We start from the raw sequence: 18,532 nt of genomic DNA on the forward strand, positions 1-18,532 counted from the left end.
CGTTCCGGTCTCTCAACTCATTTAGGCAGCCTTTCGTTCGAAGGCCAAGGGGCTTTTGCCACCTAATGACGAGTGCCGCCGTCGTGGATTGTAGAACCCATTGATATACTGGAAAATCGCCCCTTCGGCTTTACGCCTGGTTTCCCAGCGGTTGCGCCAAATCAGCTCTGCCTTGAGTGATTTGAAGAACGTTTCAACCATGGAATTGTCGTAGCAGTTTCCCTTACCGCTCATCGAAACTTGGAAGCCGTGTTTAGACAGCCGTTTCTGATAGTCGCCTGAACAATATTGCGACCCGCGATCCGTATGATGCATGCAGCCCTTCGGCGGTTGCCGCAGTGCCACAGCCATATCCAATGCTCGGATCGCCAGATCCCGCTTCATACGATTGCTAACCGCCCAACCGATGACACGACGGGAATACAAATCAAGGATCACTGCCAGATACAACCAGCCCTCACTGGTCCAGATGTAGGAAATGTCATCGGCCCACTTTTGGTTTGGACCATCTGCAAAGAAGTCCTGGCCCAGCAAGTTAGGGGCGATGTTAAACGCATGATTGCTGTCGGTCGTAACCTTGTATTTCTGGGTCCTGATGATTTTGATGCTATTCTCCCGCATTAAGCGGCCCACGCGCCGGTGCCCAACTTGCAGACCCAGTTCTTGCAGTTCTTCGGTCATGCGAGGCCCGCCATAGCTTTGCAGGCTTAAGCGGTGCTGTTCGCGGATATGCGCCAGGATCACCATATCGTCGCGCTGTCGCTGGCTCATCGGGCGGCTTCGCCACGCGCGAAATCCTCGCGACGTAACCTGCATGACGCGGCAAAGAAATTCGACAGGCCATTCTTCTTTCCAGGCGTCGATAAAGGCGAACCTCACCGACTTTGGCCTGCAAAGAAGATTGCCGCTTTTTTTAACACTTCCCTCTCCTCGCGAAGCAACCGAACTTCCTTGCGAAGGCGTTCGTTCTCTTTCTCGACATCCTCGTGAGGACCCGACATCAGGTTGTCATGCTGATGCTTTTGAACCCACTTGTTCAACGTCGAAAGCCCAACTCCTAAATCCGCTGCCGCTTGCGGTCGTGTCAGCCCACTGGTCGTTGCGATGCGTACTGCATCAAGACGAAACTCGTCTGTGTATCTCGGTGCCATTCTCTATCTCCTTCATAGCAAACATTGCTCGAAAGAGACCGGAACTAAAACGTGGCAAGACCAAGTTGGACTTGGAGATGAAAGATCAAGAGACCCTTCTCGAACGCCTAGAAGACGCACGAAATAGCATCGACGATGAGCTAACCAGTATCAAGAAACAAATTGGCCGCGACCGTTTCACTGCGGGTACTCTTTTCGCATTTGAAGCGGCGTCTACTATCGGTCTGGCAGCACTAGGGGCGCACTGGGGTGGGCCACTGGCGGCGGCCGGAACAACTAGCCTCGGAATTGCTGTCTTAGGAGGCGCTAGAAAAATGAGCACCCTTGAGAAAAAGCAGGACGGGACGGCGAAATCCATTGCCATGTCGATTGCCAAAATTGAAAGGCGGGGTGTGCCAGCAAGGCGAGCAGTCCCGAACTATTGGCTTTGATGGATATTAAAACGGTCGGCTGCGCGCGAGTTGGAAAAGAAGACGCGCGCAGGCTCTACCCCTAGCGGGCCTTCTCCAACAGCGCCTTCGCCTTCCCCTCCATCACCAACCGCGCATCCTGCTGCGGCTTCGACCGAGCTACCGCGGTGATACCCTGCACGAAGTCGAAGACGCTTTCGGGCGGGCGGCCTTCCTCGGCCAACACCGTCTCGACGATGTGCCCCGATTCCGCCTTCGAGAACCCGCGCTTGCGGAGGAAGTCCTGACGATCCTCGTCTGTCCGCGCGACGATCTTCTCGCGTGATGCCTGGATGCCGTCGATGAATGGGGCTGGCGAAGACTCGGCAAAGCGGGTGAGCGCTGGGGCCGCCTCATGCGCGAAGCGGGACGCGGCATATTTGGAGTGGCGGATCTTGATCTCTTGAAAATCCTCCACGCCCCAGAGGTTGCGGTTCTGGCAGACCGCGCGGAGGTAAAAGCTGGCTATGCCAAGGGTCTTGGCCCCGACCTCCGAATTCCAGCAGTAAAACCCCCGGAAATAAAGGTCTGGCGTGCCGTCAGGCAACAGCCCCGCTTCTATCGGGTTGAGATCGTCGACCAGGAAGAGGAAGACATCGCGATCCGAGGCGTAGAGCGTGGTGGTGTCTTTGGTGATATCGACGCGCGGATTGTAGATGCCGGTCGACCAGTCGAGCACACCCGGCACCTTCCAACGCGTGTCGCCAGTGCCATTGCCCGCGATACGCTGGACGGCAGAGACCAGCTCGTGATCGTAGATGCGGCCATAGTCGGGCCCGGTCACGGCACGCAGTTCGGTGCGTCCATCTGCGGTTTCCAGCGTCTTGATCTGTTCGGCACGATGGTTGGTCAGCCCGTATTGCAAGTTGATCCCAGCAAGCGGCGCGGGCAGTTGACGCAGATAAGCGGCAGGCGCGCCGACGAGGCTGGAGAGCTGGCCAAAGCTCCAATGCGTTGGCGCAATCGGCTCATCAGCTCCAGGCAAAATCAGCCCCAACTTCTCGGGGTTGTCGCGATGCGCCTCGACGCGGATCGCAGCGCTTTCGACCGTGCGCGTCCGGCTCCGCTCCGCCCGGCCTTTGACCGAGGCAAACAGATCGTCGAGCGACAGATACCGCTCGTCATCTGGCCGCGAAAACCATTCGGACGACACGCGGTCCACATTCGTGCCGCGCGACACATCCACTTTGTAGCCGCCGCTGGCGACACGTCCGGCATCGATAATTTCGGTATTCATGGGTTTTCTCCCGCGACGGGTGGCCGAAAGCCTCTCTCTCGACCTCCAAACCCGTCACGGATCGGGACTGCTTTCCTCTTACTCTCGAGTCATTCGGCGGCGAGGTTGGCGGACGGAAAGGGCGCGCGCGCCGCAGCCAATCCGTGCAGCGCCTCGGGGCGAATATGCGTGTAGCGGCGCAGCATCTTCCAATCCTTGTGCCTGGCAACCAGCGCGACCTGTTCGATGGCGAAGCCTGCTTCGAACAGACGAATGGTGCCTTCATGGCGCAAGTCGTGGAAGTGCAGGTCCTTGATACTGACCTCGACGCAGGCGCGCCGGAAGGCTGTTCCGACGGATCGCGAATTATAGGGGAATATCCGGCTCTTGGCGCGCCTCAGCTGCTTCGCCTGCGCCGTAACCAGCGCTCAGGCGTCGAACCCAGTGGCGGCAAAGAGCAGGATCCGCTGGTCGTTGCCAGTCTTGTTGCGTGGGTCTTTCCGGTCGCGGATCAGGAGCATGCGGCGATCAAGGTCGAGATCCGTCCATTCGACCCGGCAAATCTCGTCGAGCCGCATGGCCGTGGCCACTGCGAACTGCACGATCCTAGTCATTGGCAGGGTGAGCCGGTCGTTGTCATCGAAACAGCGGAAGAGCCGGTTCAACTCATCTTTGCGGGGTCGGCGATCCCGCTCGGTGCCCTTGCCGATCAGCCCGAGCCGCTTGAGGGCGACACGAGCCAGATCGACGGGTTCGGAGGATATGTCGAGACCATGGACAGCGGCGGCATGGGTTATGATCATCTTGGTAACGCCGATATCGATGCCAAGCGTCACCGGTCCCGCACCTTGCTCCGCGCGCATCTTGCCATAATCGATCATCTTTTGGCGATCGAGGTGCCCGATCCGCTCCTTGCCCAGATCGCGCTTCAAGGCGGCAAGAGTTGCGGCCTTGCTGCGGCGCGGCGGTTTGCCTACCTCGCACATATCCACTATGTGAAGATCGATCAGATCGCCGAAGGTTGCGAGACGTGAGACGGATGACTTGTTCGGGGCTAACCCCTGATCCACCCGGGTCTCCGCCTGACGCGCCCAGCGATGGGCGTCATCGCGCAGGAGAAACGTCTCGCTCGCGTAGCGGCCTTTTCGTCTGATCTGGACCCGGTAAGCACCGGAGGGGAGTTTTGTGATGGAGGCCATTTTCGTGTGCGCTGTGTGTGCAATGAGTCGTCGTAGAGGGGCAAATTCGGGGATATTGGGGCGTAGTGCAGCGTAGCAGCAACCGCCGCCAACAGTTTGAAGATACAAAAAAAATGCAAATAAATCAACACGCTAGATTGTCTATTGCGCCTATGATGGACTGGACGGATCGGCATTGCCGTTATCTGCACCGCCAGCTGAGCCAGCATGCATTGCTTTACACCGAGATGGTGACATCCGCCGCTTTGGTGCGGGGTGGGGCTGTGCATCTGTTGGCGTATTCTCAGCAGGAACATCCGGTTGCATTGCAATTAGGCGGCTCTGACCCGCAGGAATTGGCGCAGGCCGCTATTTTGGGTGAACAGGCCGGGTATCGCGAAATCAATCTGAACGTGGGCTGCCCGTCGGACCGGGTACAATCTGGGTGTTTCGGGGCTGTGTTGATGCAGCAACCAGCGCTGGTCGCGCGGTGCTTTGGAGCCATGCAGTCGGCGGTTTCGGTGCCGGTGACGGTGAAATGCCGCATCGGTGTGGATGACCAGGACCCCGAAGTCGCGCTTCCCGAGTTCCTCGCCCATATCGTGGCCGCAGGCTGCGAACGTGTGGCCATCCATGCGCGCAAGGCCTGGCTCGCGGGGCTCAGCCCCAAGGAAAACCGCGACATTCCCCCGCTGGATTATCCTTTGGTGATGCGGATGAAGGAGTATTTTCCGAACCTTCATATTTCGATCAACGGCGGCATCACCTCCCTGGATCAGGCGCAAGCGTTCCTCGATGCTGGCCTGGATGGGGTGATGATAGGGCGCACAGCTTATCACAATCCGGCGGCGATTTTATGCGACGCTGACCGGCGGATTTTCGGTGCACATACCGCGACAACGCCACAGGATGCCGTCCTGCAAATGCTGCCCTACATTGAGGCGCATCTGAGCGCGGGAGGCAAGCTGGGGCAGGTCACGCGCCATATGCTGGGCCTGTTCACCGGCCGCCCTGGCGCGCGCGCGTGGCGCCGGATTCTGTCGGAGGGGGCGCATAAGCCGGATGCGGGACCGGAATTGGTGCGCGAGGCGCTGGACCAGATTTTACAGCATGACCTGGAGCGGCATGCGGGATAACCCGCCCGGTGGGTCGCGATTTAGGGCTTTCGGGCGGGGATTGGTTGGCGCGACGCTGCCTAGGGGCCTGGGGCTGGAAATTGCGGACGTGGTCTGGATTGCGGATGTTTGCAATTTGCGTGTAGGGTTTGCGCTGTCCTGTGCAACAGGGGCATGCTTTCGAGGGCTCCTCAATGACGGGTGATTACTTTCAAAAAGGATGGGCGTGTTTCGAGCCGGAACCGGCCGTGCGTGATTGGGCACGATACGCGGCACATTATGCAAAGAACGCGGTGCATACTATTGAAAATAAAAATTTCCATCAATGCGAGCGGACCTGGTTCATTGGCCTGGACGTGCTTCCCAATGACGCTGAGGGACGGGTTGAGGGGGGGTGCGCCCTGAGCGGTAAGGCCGTGGATTTTGCCACGCAAAACTGCGGGGGATGGCCCGCCCTGCACCGGGCGCAAATCTCCGTGATGTATCCCGGCTACCCGAAACCGCGCCTCGGCGAGAGTGACGCCGGGTTTCGGTATCGTGTGAACCGGGACGCGGCCCATGTCGATGGTATCATCGGAGTGGGGACGCCCAAGCGGCGTTTTGTGCAAGAGCCCCATGCGTTCATAATGGGGATTCCTCTGACGCAAGCCAGCGTGGATGCCGCCCCGCTGGTGGTCTGGGAGGGCAGCCATTACATCATGCGTGCGGCCTTGCAACACATCTATGCCGGCCTCTCTGAGGCGGATGCGACAACCACAGATATCACCGGCATATACATTGCGGCACGGCGCGAGGTGTTTGAGACCTGTCCGCGGGTTCCTTTGTGCGTCGATGTCGGCGCGACGGTACTGCTCCACCGGTTGACTTTGCACGGTGTAGCCCCTTGGGACGAAGGCGCGACAGCCGACCCTGACGGTAGGATGATCGCCTATTTCCGACCCAAAATCGCGGGCGGTATCGCGGCCTGGCTGTCCAGCCCATGAGCTAATCGCCCTGGTGTCGTGGATGATCATGCGATCCCCCTTGGCAAGGACGCGCACAGCACCTATACGGCCAGCCTGATCCCCCACCCGGAGAACGAAAATGGTCGGCAGTGCTAATCTCAACATCATGATCAAAGCTGCGCGCCGCGCGGGCCGTTCGCTGGTCAAGGATTTCCGGGAGGTCGAGAACCTTCAGGTCTCCATGAAAGGGGCCGGTGATTTTGTCAGCCGCGCCGATATCAACGCCGAAAAAATTATCAAACAGGACCTCATGGAGGCCCGTCCGACCTATGGCTGGCTGGGCGAAGAGGGCGGTGGTGACGAGGGGCAGGACCCGACGCGCCGCTGGATCGTGGACCCCCTGGATGGGACCACGAACTTCCTGCACGGGCTGCCGCATTGGGCTGTGTCCATCGCGCTTGAACACAAGGGGCAGGTCGTGGCGGGGGTCGTATTCGATCCGGCCAAGGACGAGATGTTCTTTGCCGAAAAAGGCGCTGGTGCCTGGATGAACGAGAGCCGCTTGCGCGTTTCGGGTCGCACCAAGATGATCGAGAGCCTGTTTGCCACTGGTCTGCCCTTTGGCGGGCGTACGGATTTGCCCGATACGCTTAAAGAAATGGCGCGGATTGCGCCGGTGTGTTCGGGCATCCGGCGCTGGGGGGCGGCCGCGCTCGACATCGCTTATGTGGCCGCAGGGCGCTATGATGGGTTCTGGGAGCGGCGTTTGAATGCCTGGGACCTGGCCGCGGGCCTGATCATCGTGCGCGAAGCGGGGGGGTTGGCCGAACCGATCAACCCTGCGGGCAATATCGTCGAGGATGGCACGATCATATGTGCCAATGAACCGTTGTTTTCGCCGCTCGCAAAAATGGTACGTGGCTGATCAGCCCCAGGGTCCGCGCCGCTTCTGGCGGGGGACTTTGGGAACGCTGCTTCTGACAAGCCTGTATTGCGCCGCAGGATGAGGCGGATGACCCTGCGTCCGGCTCCAGAACGCAGGACCACCGCGGCGCACCCACAGCGGGGTCGCCAGCAGCAATCCAGCGACGAAGCCACCCGCATGCGCCCAATAGGCCACACCGCCCGCGTCCGGGTCCGACCCGATGCCCCCGATAAATTGCAGCGCAAACCAGACCGCCAGCATGATCCATGCGGGGATCGGGAGGATACGAAAAAACACAATGAAAATGAACAGGATGTCGACTTTGGCCTTGGGAAACAGCAGTAGATAGGCGCCCATGACGCCAGCGATGGCACCGGAGGCCCCAACAACCGGCACCATGGATGTGGGCGCGGTGATATATTGGACATATCCCGCCGCCGCCCCGGCGATCAGATAGAAGACCCCATAGCGGACATGCCCCATTTCATCTTCGATATTGTCGCCAAAAATAAATAGAAACAACATGTTGCCGATTAAATGCATCCAGCCGCCATGCAGAAACATGGAGCTGAAAACAGTATAAAACCCTTGCCCCTGATCCAGCCGCGCCGGGATCAGCGCCCAATCCGCCCAGAACGCATAGATTAACCGCGCATCCTGCATGATCCCCACATAGCTGAGGAAAACGACGATATTCGCCGCCATCAGCGCGTAGGTCACATAGGGCGTGCGCCCGGAGGGGTTATGATCGCGGATCGGAAACATGGCCGCACGCTCTGCGATCAACGGGGCGTCGTCAAGAGACCCCGGCGCGAGATGGCCGGGGTCCGCTGCGTCAGGTTGCTGCACCCAAAAGGGCCGCGTTGCCCCCCGATGCGGTTGTGTCCACGCAAACATGGCGCTCAGAGAGCACCCGCGCGGTATCGGGCCGTCCTGGGATCAGGGGCGTGATCGGGCCGTCGCGTTTGGCCAATGCGCGCTCAATGGCCTCGCCGGTTTCTGTATCGCCCCACCACAGGACACCGCCATAGGCGGGTCCGGTGATCAGGGCTTGCGGCGCGATGGTTCCGGTGGCCGCGACGGCGACACCGCCCAGGGCCTGGACCGCACGCATCTGGGCCGCGGTGGTTTCAGGTCCCGGTCCCATGCACAAAAGCCCAGGGCGGGGCAGGGTGCTCAGCCGGTTGGATTCGCCGGTTGGACCGGGCAGGCTCTGGGCGATCATTGGCGTGGGGGGTACGGGGCAGGGCGGGGAGTTCCGCCATCTTCTGCGCCCATATTGCCTCAGAGGTTTCGCGGTCCGGCGCAGAGAAACGCGGCAGGTAATTGGGCCCACCCGCTTTGGGACCGGTGCCCGAAAGGCCCTCACCGCCAAAGGGTTGGCTGCCGACGATCGCGCCGATCTGGTTGCGGTTGACGTAGATATTGCCCGCCTCGATCCTCTCGGAGATATGCTGGACACGATCATCAATCCGCGTGTGCAGGCCGAAGGTCAGCCCGTAGCCGGTGGCGTTGATCGTGTCGATTACCTGGTCAAGTTCGTGGGATTTGAAAGTGGCCATATGCAGGACCGGCCCGAAAATCTCGCGCTCCAGATCGGCGATGCTTGTGACTTTGATCAGGGTCGGGGCGATAAAAGTCCCGCTATCGGGTGTCGTGAGTTCCGCCAGAACGCGACCCTCGCGACGCGCCTGCGCAATGTGATCGGCAATGCCCTTGCGGGCGGTCTCGTCGATCACGGGACCCACATCGGTGGAAAGATGCCAGGGCATACCAAGGCGCAGCGCGTCCATCGCACCAGTCAACATGCGGGTGAAATCCTCGGCGATGTCTTCCTGAACATAGAGGCAGCGCAGCGCGGAGCAGCGTTGGCCCGCCGATTGAAATGCGCTTTCAATCACCGATTGAACGGCTTGCTCCGGCAGGGCGGTGCTGTCCACGATCATCGCGTTGAGCCCGCCGGTTTCGGCAATGAGCGGCGTGCCGGGCGCGCAGTTTTGCGCCATGGCGGCGCGGATGCGCAACGCTGTTGCGGTGGAGCCGGTAAAGGCCACCCCGCCGACGCGCGCATCCGATGTCAACAAAGCTCCGATATCCCCGCCGCCGGGCAGCAGTTGCAGAGCCGCGCGCGGCACCCCGGCCTCATGCAGGATTTCCACGGCAAAATAGGCGCTTAGAGGCGTTTGTTCAGCTGGTTTTGCCAGCACGGCATTGCCTGCGGCAAGGGCTGCCGTGACCTGACCGCAGAAGATCGCGAAGGGGAAGTTCCAGGGCGATATGCACACAAAAACCCCCGCAGGCGGCGTATTGGTGGCCTGCGCTGCGTAATAGCGCAGGAAATCGACCCCTTCGCGCAATTCGGCCACGCAGTCGGGCAAACCTTTGCCCGCCTCGCGCGCAAGCAACGCAAACAGCGCGCCATACCGCTCCTCCATCAGGTCTGCCGCGCGCAACAGCGTGGTGCGGCGTTCTTCAAGGGGGGCGGCCCATTCCTGTGCCTGCGCAAAGGCCGATGCGACATCCTTCGCGGTCGCGTTTTGTACGGTGCCGGGGGAATCCTGTGGATCGGCTGGGTTCTGAACCGTCACAGTGGTACCATTCGCGTCGACGTCACCAGCCAGTAGCGGTGTCGCTTTCCAGTGATGCCGGGCAAAGGCACCGCGTGCCGTCTCGATCCGCTCCAGCGTCTGCGTATGGGCCAGATCGAACCCCTTGGCGTTGGCGCGCAGCGGCAGGAAAAGCTCCGGCCCCTTAGGGATTTGCGGTCCGGCATTTTGCGTTAACATCCCGAAGGGGTCCGCCGCCACGACCTCGGGTGGAACGTTTTCATCGACGATCTGATTGACGAAACTGGAATTCGCACCGTTTTCCAGCAGACGCCGCACCAGATAGGCCAGCAGATCCTTATGCGCGCCCACGGGGGCATAAATCCGGCAGCGCGTCTTGTTTTGCGCCATGACCAGCTTGTGCAGGGTTTCGCCCATCCCATGCAGGCGCTGGAACTCATAGGTTCCCGCATCTTGCGCAATTTCCAGAATGGCGGCGACGGTATGGGCGTTATGCGTGGCGAATTGCGGGTAAATCCGGTCGGTCATGCCCAACAGCTTTTTCGCGTTGCAAATATAGGACACATCGGTCGCGGCCTTATGGGTATAGACGGGGAAACCGTCGATGCCTTCGACCTGCGCGCGCTTGATTTCAGTGTCCCAATAGGCCCCCTTCACCAAGCGCACCATGATTTTGCGGTCGTGACGCTGGGCCATATCATAAAGCGCATCAATCACGGTCCCGGCGCGCGGCCCATAAGCCTGCACCACGATGCCGAAGCCATCCCAGCCCGCCAGAGCAGGTTCGCTCATAACCTTTTCGATAACGTCCAGCGAAAGTGCGAGCCGGTCGGCCTCCTCTGCATCAACGTTAAGGCCCATTCCCGCCGATTTCGCCAGCAATGCCAAGGCGCGCAGACGCGGCACCAGATCGGTCATCACGGCCTCTTCCTGGGCGACCTCATAGCGTGGGTGCAGGGCGGACAGCTTGACGGATATGCCTGGATTGCGCCGGATGTCCTGCGCAGTGCAGGCCGTGGCAATCGCGGAGATCGCACGGGAATAACTCAGGTGATACCGCTTGGCATCCGCTTCGGTGCGGGCGGCCTCACCCAGCATATCATAGGAGTAGGTAAAGCCAATTTTCTCCATGTTTGCCGCGCGTTGCATAGCGGCATTGATGTTCTCTCCAAGAACGAACTGACGCCCCATCTCTTTCATGGCGCGGCTCACGGCGGTCCGGATCACGGGTTCACCAAGGCGCTTTACCGCAGCACGTAAATGGCGCACCGGGCCGGGGTGCTCATCATCCAGCACTCGGCCTGTCAGCATCAGCGCCCAGGTCGAAGCGTTCACCAGGCTGGAGGTGGAATGACCCAAGTGGCGCCCCCAATCGGAGGGGGCGATCTTATCCTCGATCAACGCGTCAATTGTATCGGCATCAGGCACGCGCAACAGCGCTTCGGCCAGACACATCAGCGCAACGCCCTCATCGGTAGACAGACCGTATTCTGCGAGAAAAACCTCCATTAACCCGGGCGCTGTTGAGCCGCGGATATCACGCACGAGTTGGGCTGCCTTTGCGCTGATCGTCTGTCTGGTGTCAGGGGAAAGCTGCGCTCCCTCCATCAACTCCGTCAGAACGCGATGGGGGTCAGCATAAGTGCCAGCATCGATTTGGTGGCGCAGGGAAAGTGAGATGTCACGAGCCATCTGGGAACTCCGGGAATGAATTTTCCCTAGTATACAGATAAGTAACCAGTCATAATGACCTAAATTTGATGCCATGGGAGGCAAAATGGTTAAATTTGGTGATCAAAACGAGCAAAGTGAGCAAGCAAGCCTTGATCGATTTGATCGCACGATTCTCTCGGTGCTCGCCGAAGACGGGCGGATCAGCATCACGGATTTGGCTAAACGCATTGGTTTGTCGAAATCACCGACGCAGGCGCGGTTACGCCGTCTGGAACAGAGCGGGATCATTATTGGATATCGCGCCTTGCTGGATCCTATTCAATTGGGATTGGATCACGTCGCTTTCGTCGAAGTCCGCTTGAGCGATACGCGTGAAGCCGCGCTCAAGGCGTTCAATGCGGCGGTTGCACGGGTACCGGAGATCGAGCAAGCCCATATGATCGCTGGTAATTTTGACTACCTGCTGAAGGTGCGAACGCGCGATATGCAGCGCTACCGGCAGTTCCTGGGCGAGACGATTTCAATGCTGCCCCATATCGCCGGCACCTCGACTTACGTCGCGATGGAGGCCGTCAAGGAAACGATGCTGGCGGAGACCTCTTGACCTGGGGCTGGCGCGTGTCATTTTCGATATCATGAAACATTTAATATTTGTTCTGTCGTTCTGTGCGACACCGCTCTTTGCCGACTGCCCTGCGGTCACCGATCATAGCTCCGAGATGGAGAGACTTTTTGAGCAGGCGCGCGCGGCGCCAAACGATATGGCCGGGCGGGGGATCTCTGACAAGATGTGGCAGATATGGCTTCAAGCGCCCGATGAGGCCGCCCAAGCCACTCTGGACCGAGGCATGCGCCAGCGCGAGGTGTCCGATTTTGTCGGCGCGCTCGATGAATTTTCGCGTCTTGTGGCCTATTGCCCGCATTATGCGGAAGGGTTCAATCAGCGCGCCTTTATTCATTTTCTGCGTAAAGACTATGCAAATGCGCTGAGTGATCTGGATCAGGCTTTGGCCTTGTCACCGTTTCATGTTGGAGCGCGCTCGGGGCGGGCGTTGAGCTTGATGAGCCTTGGACGGATCCGCGAGGCGCGCGAAGATCTGTTGTTGGCACTGGAGAATAACCCATGGCTTTCAGAGCGTTTCTTGATGTCGCAAGGCGGGCCATTGGCCTTGCCGGGAAAAGACATCTGACCCGTTTACACCGCCCGTTGTTGCATTATTGTGCCCGTTATATCGCCGTGATGCACCGCGCGAAATCAGGTGTTTGAAACGTCGCTTGTTTCGTTTCGGGGCTGCAGTGTGGGGCAGTGACCTCGCGATCTGGATGGGTCTGCGAGGTTAACGACAAGGAGTAAATTGCACAGACTAAATAGTGCGTCATATAAAATTGGGGACCTAAAACATTTTGCATTTAATCTGCGGCATATCCGGCAGCTTTGAGGAGGTTTCCAGCATTCGCTTGGATCAAACAGATCACAAATGTCGCCGAGGGCCTGGAAGAGTGCATCGAACGTTTTTAGCCCGATCGGTCTCAGATGGGCTTTGAGAAAGCCATCTCGATCATTGGCCGTCAGGGTATTGTGCAGCAATGTCCCGAGAGGTGGGGTTGAGGTCGCGGGAGTAGGGCGGCAAGAACAGGAACCAGCACGCGCTTTCTTAACGCCTGCGCTGCGCGGGGGCTTTTGTGGGTGGAAAGATTGCCCCTTGCCCGGCAGTTGATTGCAAAGCAATTAAGGAGAGGAGAGAATGGCTACCGTTCCGGGTTCCAACGCAGGTGTCGAAGGCGCGCCCGTCCAGTGCACCCGTGATCACCCACGGCGCGATCAGCGCAGCCCGGCGATGAAAGTCTGCGTACCCCGTTTTCCAAAGGGCGCGGTGCCAAGGAGGCGCTCGCCTATAGGTGCCCGTCCGCACAGCCGCGTGACATTGGTTTTTACGGCTGTCTCATCCACTGGCCGTCAGGGTATTGCGCAGCAATGTCCCCAGAAGCAATAAAGACCAGTCTGTGTGGCTCCTGGCGCATGCGCGGCTGGCGGTGGTTGATCCACCCCCGCCTTGCCCTGCGCAGGGCAGGCCGATTACGTTCCCGTGCGATAAGTCCTTTTTTCATATAAGAACCCGGCGCGTACCAAGGCGCGGTGAATTGATGAGAGGTGAACAGATACGCCAGACGTGTCTTCCAGCGCGCCGGATAGTTCATGCAATGTTATGTCTGGTTCGGCACGGATAACCCCGATTAAGAAATCCTTATACGGTGCCAGCTGGCCAAATCGGCCCACCGGCCTGCCCTGTGGTCTGGGCGTGACGTCGCGCCGCTCTCGTTTGTCCGCAGCATAACGCACCGCCGTTGCCGCACTGACACCAAAAATGCGCCCTGCTGCACGACAAGAGTTCCCAGCAGCAACATACCCGCAAATCCGGTGCCGAAGATCTAAAGAAAGAGGTTTGCCCATCATCCACCTCCACACTGAAAATGAAGCAGACAAAGACTCCTTTAGGAAACACAAATCAATTCAGATTAAACGCAAACCGCTTTAAGGCTTATTTGGGCTGGCATGTTCGGCGCGATATCCTTATGGCAAGCCTTATCAACAATGCGGACGTGGTGGAATCGGTAGACACAAGAGACTTAAACCATTTTTTTGAGTGCCTCGGGGGAAACCCTGGGAGTAGAACTGCTCAAATTCGGGGAAAGCTAACGGCCTGAACCAGGGTCCATGCCAATCCCGAGCCAAGCCGACCAAAGGGTCATCCAGGTCGGAAGGTGTAGAGACTAGACGGGCAGCACCTAAGACCGGGGGACCGGTGACGGTGAAGGGATAGTCCAGACCACAAACGGCGTATTGCGCCGGCGGCGAAAGTCGTAGCGGGTAAGAAAATCTCTCGATCGTATGATCGTGCGGGTTCGAGTCCCGCCGTCCGCACCAAAACAGACCTTAGGGTCTGAAACTGCCCTTAACGCTATGAACGGAAACGATATTTCCGGGGTTCTAGCTCCATCATTTCGGCAGTATTTGATACGGGTTTTAAGGGCCAGTTTTAGCACCAAACGACGCAGGTTGACCTGTGCGCTACCGGGCGTTTCCCAGATTTTCCAAGGGCTTGCGAGAAACATGATCGCTGGTTCTAGTTTTTCCTCAAAACTCCCCTTCGGCTCGGCTTGTTTTTGCATTTGTTCGGCCAAAATCGCCTTGCCACGCTCCAGCGCGACGATCTCGCCTTCATAGACGGGTACAATCGCGTCGCTTTGCGCGTTCACGATACGACCCAGCAGCGCGTCGATGCGTTTATCAATGCGGGACAGCTCTTTCTTAGTGGTAAACGCCGATGTACCCGCGCTTGAGCAATGACCAGAAGCTTTCAATTCCGTTGGTGTGCACCATGTCGCGGACATACTCGCCAGCAGAGTGACGAACCGTCTTGTGGGTGTAGCCCTTGACCTCAAGGCTTTGTAGGCGCGGACTCGTCTGTAACGACTTCGCCACCCTCTGGTGCGTTTTCCTGCGCGAAACCAACCAGTGTGGCCGCATTGGTGCGCTTAACAGGCTTGGCGACAACTTCGCCGCTTTCGTCCCGCATGCCAACGACAGCGATCTTGCCAACCGCGCCACGGCCCGCTTTCAGCTTCTTATCGGCGTGTTTGTTCTTCTCTTTTCCGCCCACATAGGTTTCATCCACCTGAACTTGGCCGTCCATCTTGTTACTATTGCCGCCCATCCAAGTTTCGCGGATGCGCTGCGCAAGGAACCATACTGTTTTCTGAGTGACACCCAATTCGCGAGCCATCTGAGTGCTGGAGATGCCCTTACGGGCGCTGGTGAGCATGTAGATGGCAAGCAGCCATTTGAGCAAAGGAAGGCGACTCTCTGCAAGGACTGTGCCAGTGCGGACGCTGAAATGCTTGCGGCAATCTTTGCAGCGATAGGCCATTGGCTTGTGATCTTTACACTCAGTCACGGCAACCGAGCCGCAGTGACCACATACGGGTTCATCATTCCAATGACGCGCTTCAAAGAATTGACGCGCCGCTTCCTCAGTAGGAAATTTCTGAAAGAACTCAAATGTGCTAAGTGTATCGGTCATCACGCTAAATCCCTTTTCTGAAATTAAGCTAGCCAAAACGGATATGGCGTTAAGCCAAAATTGGCCAGTTAGGTATATAGATCCCTAAATTTTGGCTCTACCGCGTCGTCGCGCAGATACTTTTTGATGGTGTTGCGAGACAGCCCAGTGCGCCGCGCAATCTCTCGTATCGGCATTTTGTCACGCAATGCCCCCCTCTCGTGCATGTAAACATGCACTGCCGGGCAATGAGCGTCCTATGACACTCAAAAATCCCATGTCGATCACTCCAAATCCCACTGAACAAAAACGTCAGGGCTATGTGTTCACATGGCGCAGTTCTCAGTGACAATTTATGGGGCTACCGGTTCAGTTCTCAGTGACATTCAACAACGGTTTGCCCATCATCCACCTCCACACTGGAAATGAATCGGACAAAGACTCCTTTGGGAAACCCAAATCAACTCAGATTAAACGTAGACCACTTTAGCCCTATTTTGATTGAAAAGAACGGGGAATTTGCTGATGGGCACGCCACCTTATGTGATGCGCGTTAAGCTGACAGAAAGAAGTACTTTGTAAAACCTTTGCATGTGCGTGTTGGCAAGTTCCAGTGCGATTGCCTCTTAATTTCCAAAGGACACAATGATGTCGCTCTTGAAGCCTTCAAAATTGCAGAGTTCCCCACTAAATAGCCTGTTTGTCAAATGTACCTTCATGATTTTGATCTGCATCGTTTCCGTGGTGTCCGCGGTTGCCTATTCTGCGCAGCAGACGAAAATCAAGATGACCTCCGACGCGTTGAGCGCGCGCGCCGTTGAAGTCACCGGTCTTCTGGCGATGCAGCTGGGCGGCGCTATCAAATTTGGCAATGCGGATGCGATATCGGGTCTTGTCGGTGGTGTTGTAAAGGCTGCGGAGCCGGACACATCCGGGGCACTTGTCATGAATGTCAATGGAGACATTCTTTACGGTGAAGAGCGCGAAGTAATTGATATGGATGCGGCACAGGCCTTGGCAAAGCGTGCGTTGGAAAGTGGTGAGGCGGTTGTGTCCGAGAATGGTTTTTCTAGTGCACAACCTGTGTTTTTTGGAGACGATAAAGCAATCGTGGGCGTTATCGTTACGAGTTGGAATCAAGAAAGAAAATTGGCACGGTTGCAGGAAATGCAGATGCAATCCTTGGCGGTCGGATTTGCCGTCATGGCTGCCGCAATCATATTTTCCAGCATAATACTGCGTAGTCAGATGTCACAGCCGTTGGTCCGGCTGACAACGTCCATGGGCGCTGTCGCGAAGGAAGATTACGATGCCGCTGTACCCTATACGAATCGCGGTGATGAAGTTGGCCAAATGGCGCGACGTCTGGACATGTTTCGGAGCGCGCTTTCGCTCGCGAAAGAAACAAAACGGGAAAGCGCCTATAAGAGCGCGGCATTCGTTGGCTCGACAGCCCCCATGATGGTTCTTGATGAAGCGATGTCAGTGATTTACGTCAACCCCGCATGCAGTGATCTTCTCGAAGAAATCATGAGCGATCTCAAGACGGTTTGGCCGGGTTTGTCAGAAGACCAGGTATTGAACACCGATTTTTCGAAATTTGGGGCAATGTGTCATAATATCGAAGAGATTCAAAGTAAGGGTATTTCTGCAATGCCCGTTTCTCATAGCGTAAAGATCGGTGAATTTCTCATTGAGATCAATATTAATGCAGCTTTGAATGATGACGGTCAAATGATTGGTGCCGTGGTGGAGTGGGCAGACCATACCGAAGCTGCACGCAACGCGGCCGTTTTGAAGTCGATTGACGATGGGCAGTTGCGGATCGAATTTGACCCCAAGGGCCGAACAATCGCCACAAATGGCAATTTGCGCAATATTTTGGAAATTGAAGGAAACGCCAGTTCGGCTAAGCCTCTTTCTCACCTTTTTGAAGGGATGGCAGATAAATCGAGTACCGGAGAAAAGCTGTGCTCACAGATCCTCAACGGAGAATCCGTATTCGGTCGGTTTCAGGTTGCGGGCTGCGATGGATCGGCACCGATGATCTGGGAAGGGAATTTTGCAGCTGTCAGGGCACCAGATGGAAGTTTGGACCGCACTATTTTTCTTGGGACGGATGTCACGGAGGTTGCGAGAAAGGCAATACTGGCCGAGCATGAGCGCGCACGGACCGCACGACAGCAGGAAGAAGTGGTCGAAGCTCTTGGAGTTGGGCTGAAGGGCCTGTCTGAGGGCGATTTGACCGTCGAGATTGCCAGGGATTTCCCTGGTGAATACGAAAAACTGCGCGCTGATTTCAACATGGCGGTGCGTGCCCTCAAAGAAACCGTCGGAGCCGTCGTACACAATGCGGAAACGATCCGAAATGAAACGGGTGAAATAAATTCGGCTGCGGATGATCTTTCGCGGCGCACTGAAAAGCAGGCGGCAACGTTGGAAGAAACAGCTGCTGCCATGGATCAATTGACGAGCTCCGTTCGCTCTGCCGCAGAGGGTGCAGATGAGGCATCCAATATGTCGGCAGAGGCTCAGGCGAACGCAGAAAAAGGTGGAGAAGTCGCGCGCCAAACGGTGCGCGCCATGGATGAGATTAAAAACTCTTCTCAGGAAATTTCCAAAATTACATCTGTAATTGATGATATTGCCTTTCAAACCAATCTATTGGCGTTAAACGCCGGTGTAGAAGCTGCGCGTGCGGGCGAAGCGGGTCGTGGTTTTGCTGTGGTAGCGACAGAAGTGCGCGCCCTTGCGCAGCGGTCCTCGGAAGCCGCGCGCGAAATCAACGCGCTCATTTCCAGTTCTGGAGATCACGTCAACCAAGGCGTTGATCTTGTGGATAAAACCGGTGTCGCTTTGGCATCAATCGTCACATCCGTTGCAGAGATTTCAAAACGAATTTCAACCATTGCGACCTCGGCGAGGGAGCAATCCGCTGGCCTCAACGAAATTAACACTGCTGTAAACGAATTGGACCATGTTACTCAGCAAAATGCGGCGATGTTTGAGGAGACGACGGCTGCCAGCCATTCTCTGACCGCGGAAGCAGATGCGCTTTCATCTGCGGTTGCGCGATTCAAATTGGATATGCCAGCCATCAAATCGACCCGTTCACCGGCTGCGCCGCAATTGTCAAACGAAGAAACGAAGGCTTCTGCCATTCCAGCCGTCGAAGGTAATACGGCACGCGATATGTCACGAGATGTAGACACGCAAAGCGGTTGGGAAGAGTTCTAACCGCTGGCCAAATGC

11 protein-coding genes and 4 pseudogenes are annotated in these 18,532 nt (G+C 57.4%); 7 read left to right on the forward strand and 8 right to left on the reverse strand.

Going from position 1 to position 18,532, the window contains the following annotated elements; translation table 11 throughout:
• Nucleotides 1-21: 21 nt before the first annotated feature.
• A protein-coding gene (locus ROLI_RS07250; protein WP_338469156.1) for an IS3 family transposase occupies nucleotides 22-1,151 on the reverse strand; the annotation gives its coding sequence in 2 pieces (ribosomal slippage) (nucleotides 22-905 and nucleotides 905-1,151; 1,131 coding nt in all).
• Nucleotides 1,152-1,228: 77 nt separating this feature from the next.
• On the opposite strand from ROLI_RS07250, the gene ROLI_RS07255 reads away from it, so the two are divergent.
• Nucleotides 1,229-1,582, forward strand: coding sequence for a hypothetical protein (locus ROLI_RS07255; protein WP_338469246.1), 354 nt, complete (start codon nucleotides 1,229-1,231; stop codon nucleotides 1,580-1,582).
• Between the two features lie 61 nt (nucleotides 1,583-1,643).
• Here the strand turns inward: ROLI_RS07255 and ROLI_RS07260 are convergent, their stop codons facing one another.
• Both ROLI_RS07260 and ROLI_RS07265 read right to left on the reverse strand, forming a co-directional pair.
• A complete protein-coding gene (locus tag ROLI_RS07260; protein ID WP_338469247.1) occupies nucleotides 1,644-2,837 on the reverse strand; it encodes a DUF932 domain-containing protein in 1,194 nt (397 codons plus the stop codon).
• Between the two features lie 89 nt (nucleotides 2,838-2,926).
• Nucleotides 2,927-4,015 (reverse strand): annotated as a pseudogene (locus ROLI_RS07265) (site-specific integrase).
• Nucleotides 4,016-4,128: 113 nt separating this feature from the next.
• Here ROLI_RS07265 and dusA point away from each other — a divergent pair.
• From dusA to ROLI_RS07280, 3 genes are all read left to right on the forward strand, one after another.
• Nucleotides 4,129-5,130, forward strand: coding sequence for a tRNA dihydrouridine(20/20a) synthase DusA (gene dusA / locus ROLI_RS07270; protein WP_187432374.1), 1,002 nt, complete (start codon nucleotides 4,129-4,131; stop codon nucleotides 5,128-5,130).
• 173 nt (nucleotides 5,131-5,303) lie between these two features.
• The gene (locus ROLI_RS07275) at nucleotides 5,304-6,092 is read left to right on the forward strand and encodes a hypothetical protein (RefSeq protein ID WP_187432373.1); all 789 of its coding nucleotides are present in this window, start codon (nucleotides 5,304-5,306) and stop codon (nucleotides 6,090-6,092) included.
• 100 nt (nucleotides 6,093-6,192) lie between these two features.
• Nucleotides 6,193-6,978, forward strand: coding sequence for an inositol monophosphatase family protein (locus ROLI_RS07280; protein WP_187432372.1), 786 nt, complete (start codon nucleotides 6,193-6,195; stop codon nucleotides 6,976-6,978).
• Here the strand turns inward: ROLI_RS07280 and ROLI_RS07285 are convergent, their stop codons facing one another.
• Both ROLI_RS07285 and putA read right to left on the reverse strand, forming a co-directional pair.
• Complete coding sequence (locus ROLI_RS07285) at nucleotides 6,979-7,743, reverse strand: rhomboid family intramembrane serine protease (protein WP_187432375.1); 765 nt, start codon at nucleotides 7,741-7,743, stop codon at nucleotides 6,979-6,981.
• 70 nt (nucleotides 7,744-7,813) lie between these two features.
• Nucleotides 7,814-11,237 (reverse strand): annotated as a pseudogene (gene putA / locus ROLI_RS07290) (bifunctional proline dehydrogenase/L-glutamate gamma-semialdehyde dehydrogenase PutA).
• 85 nt (nucleotides 11,238-11,322) lie between these two features.
• Between putA and ROLI_RS07295 the strand changes: the two are divergent.
• Together ROLI_RS07295 and ROLI_RS07300 are read left to right on the forward strand one after the other, a co-directional pair.
• On the forward strand, nucleotides 11,323-11,823 hold the full coding sequence (locus ROLI_RS07295; RefSeq protein ID WP_187432362.1) for an Lrp/AsnC family transcriptional regulator: 501 nt from the start codon (nucleotides 11,323-11,325) through the stop codon (nucleotides 11,821-11,823).
• Nucleotides 11,824-11,854: 31 nt separating this feature from the next.
• Nucleotides 11,855-12,409, forward strand: a complete 555-nt coding sequence (locus ROLI_RS07300; protein ID WP_187432363.1) for a tetratricopeptide repeat protein — start codon at nucleotides 11,855-11,857, stop codon at nucleotides 12,407-12,409.
• Between the two features lie 1,597 nt (nucleotides 12,410-14,006).
• On the opposite strand, the gene ROLI_RS07310 is transcribed toward ROLI_RS07300, so the two are convergent.
• The 3 genes and pseudogenes from ROLI_RS07310 to ROLI_RS07320 form a co-directional block, all read right to left on the reverse strand.
• Nucleotides 14,007-14,612, reverse strand: a complete 606-nt coding sequence (locus tag ROLI_RS07310) for a hypothetical protein (RefSeq protein ID WP_338469275.1) — start codon at nucleotides 14,610-14,612, stop codon at nucleotides 14,007-14,009.
• Nucleotides 14,533-15,301 (reverse strand): annotated as a pseudogene (locus ROLI_RS07315) (IS1595 family transposase); the annotation flags it as partial. The pseudogene ROLI_RS07315 and the gene ROLI_RS07310, both read right to left, overlap by 80 nt.
• 83 nt (nucleotides 15,302-15,384) lie before the next feature.
• Nucleotides 15,385-15,507 (reverse strand): annotated as a pseudogene (locus tag ROLI_RS07320) (helix-turn-helix domain-containing protein); the annotation flags it as partial.
• A gap of 421 nt (nucleotides 15,508-15,928) precedes the next feature.
• Between ROLI_RS07320 and ROLI_RS07325 the strand changes: the two are divergent.
• A complete protein-coding gene (locus tag ROLI_RS07325) occupies nucleotides 15,929-18,517 on the forward strand; it encodes a methyl-accepting chemotaxis protein (RefSeq protein WP_222869705.1) in 2,589 nt (862 codons plus the stop codon).
• Nucleotides 18,518-18,532 lie beyond the last annotated feature (15 nt).

The organism is Roseobacter fucihabitans, from assembly GCF_014337925.2.
GTDB lineage: Bacteria > Pseudomonadota > Alphaproteobacteria > Rhodobacterales > Rhodobacteraceae > Roseobacter > Roseobacter fucihabitans.

Excerpts from the sequence above, each read along its gene's own strand:
- ROLI_RS07255 (WP_338469246.1), top strand. The coding sequence starts at position 1,229 with ATGAAAGATCAAGAGACCCTTCTCGAACGCCTAGAAGACGCACGAAAT.
- ROLI_RS07260 (WP_338469247.1), bottom strand. The coding sequence starts at position 2,837 with ATGAATACCGAAATTATCGATGCCGGACGTGTCGCCAGCGGCGGCTAC.
- dusA (WP_187432374.1), top strand. The coding sequence starts at position 4,129 with ATGCAAATAAATCAACACGCTAGATTGTCTATTGCGCCTATGATGGAC.
- ROLI_RS07275 (WP_187432373.1), top strand. The coding sequence starts at position 5,304 with ATGACGGGTGATTACTTTCAAAAAGGATGGGCGTGTTTCGAGCCGGAA.
- ROLI_RS07280 (WP_187432372.1), top strand. The coding sequence starts at position 6,193 with ATGGTCGGCAGTGCTAATCTCAACATCATGATCAAAGCTGCGCGCCGC.
- ROLI_RS07285 (WP_187432375.1), bottom strand. The coding sequence starts at position 7,743 with ATGTTTCCGATCCGCGATCATAACCCCTCCGGGCGCACGCCCTATGTG.
- ROLI_RS07295 (WP_187432362.1), top strand. The coding sequence starts at position 11,323 with ATGGTTAAATTTGGTGATCAAAACGAGCAAAGTGAGCAAGCAAGCCTT.
- ROLI_RS07300 (WP_187432363.1), top strand. The coding sequence starts at position 11,855 with ATGAAACATTTAATATTTGTTCTGTCGTTCTGTGCGACACCGCTCTTT.
- ROLI_RS07310 (WP_338469275.1), bottom strand. The coding sequence starts at position 14,612 with ATGTCCGCGACATGGTGCACACCAACGGAATTGAAAGCTTCTGGTCAT.
- ROLI_RS07325 (WP_222869705.1), top strand. The coding sequence starts at position 15,929 with ATGTCGCTCTTGAAGCCTTCAAAATTGCAGAGTTCCCCACTAAATAGC.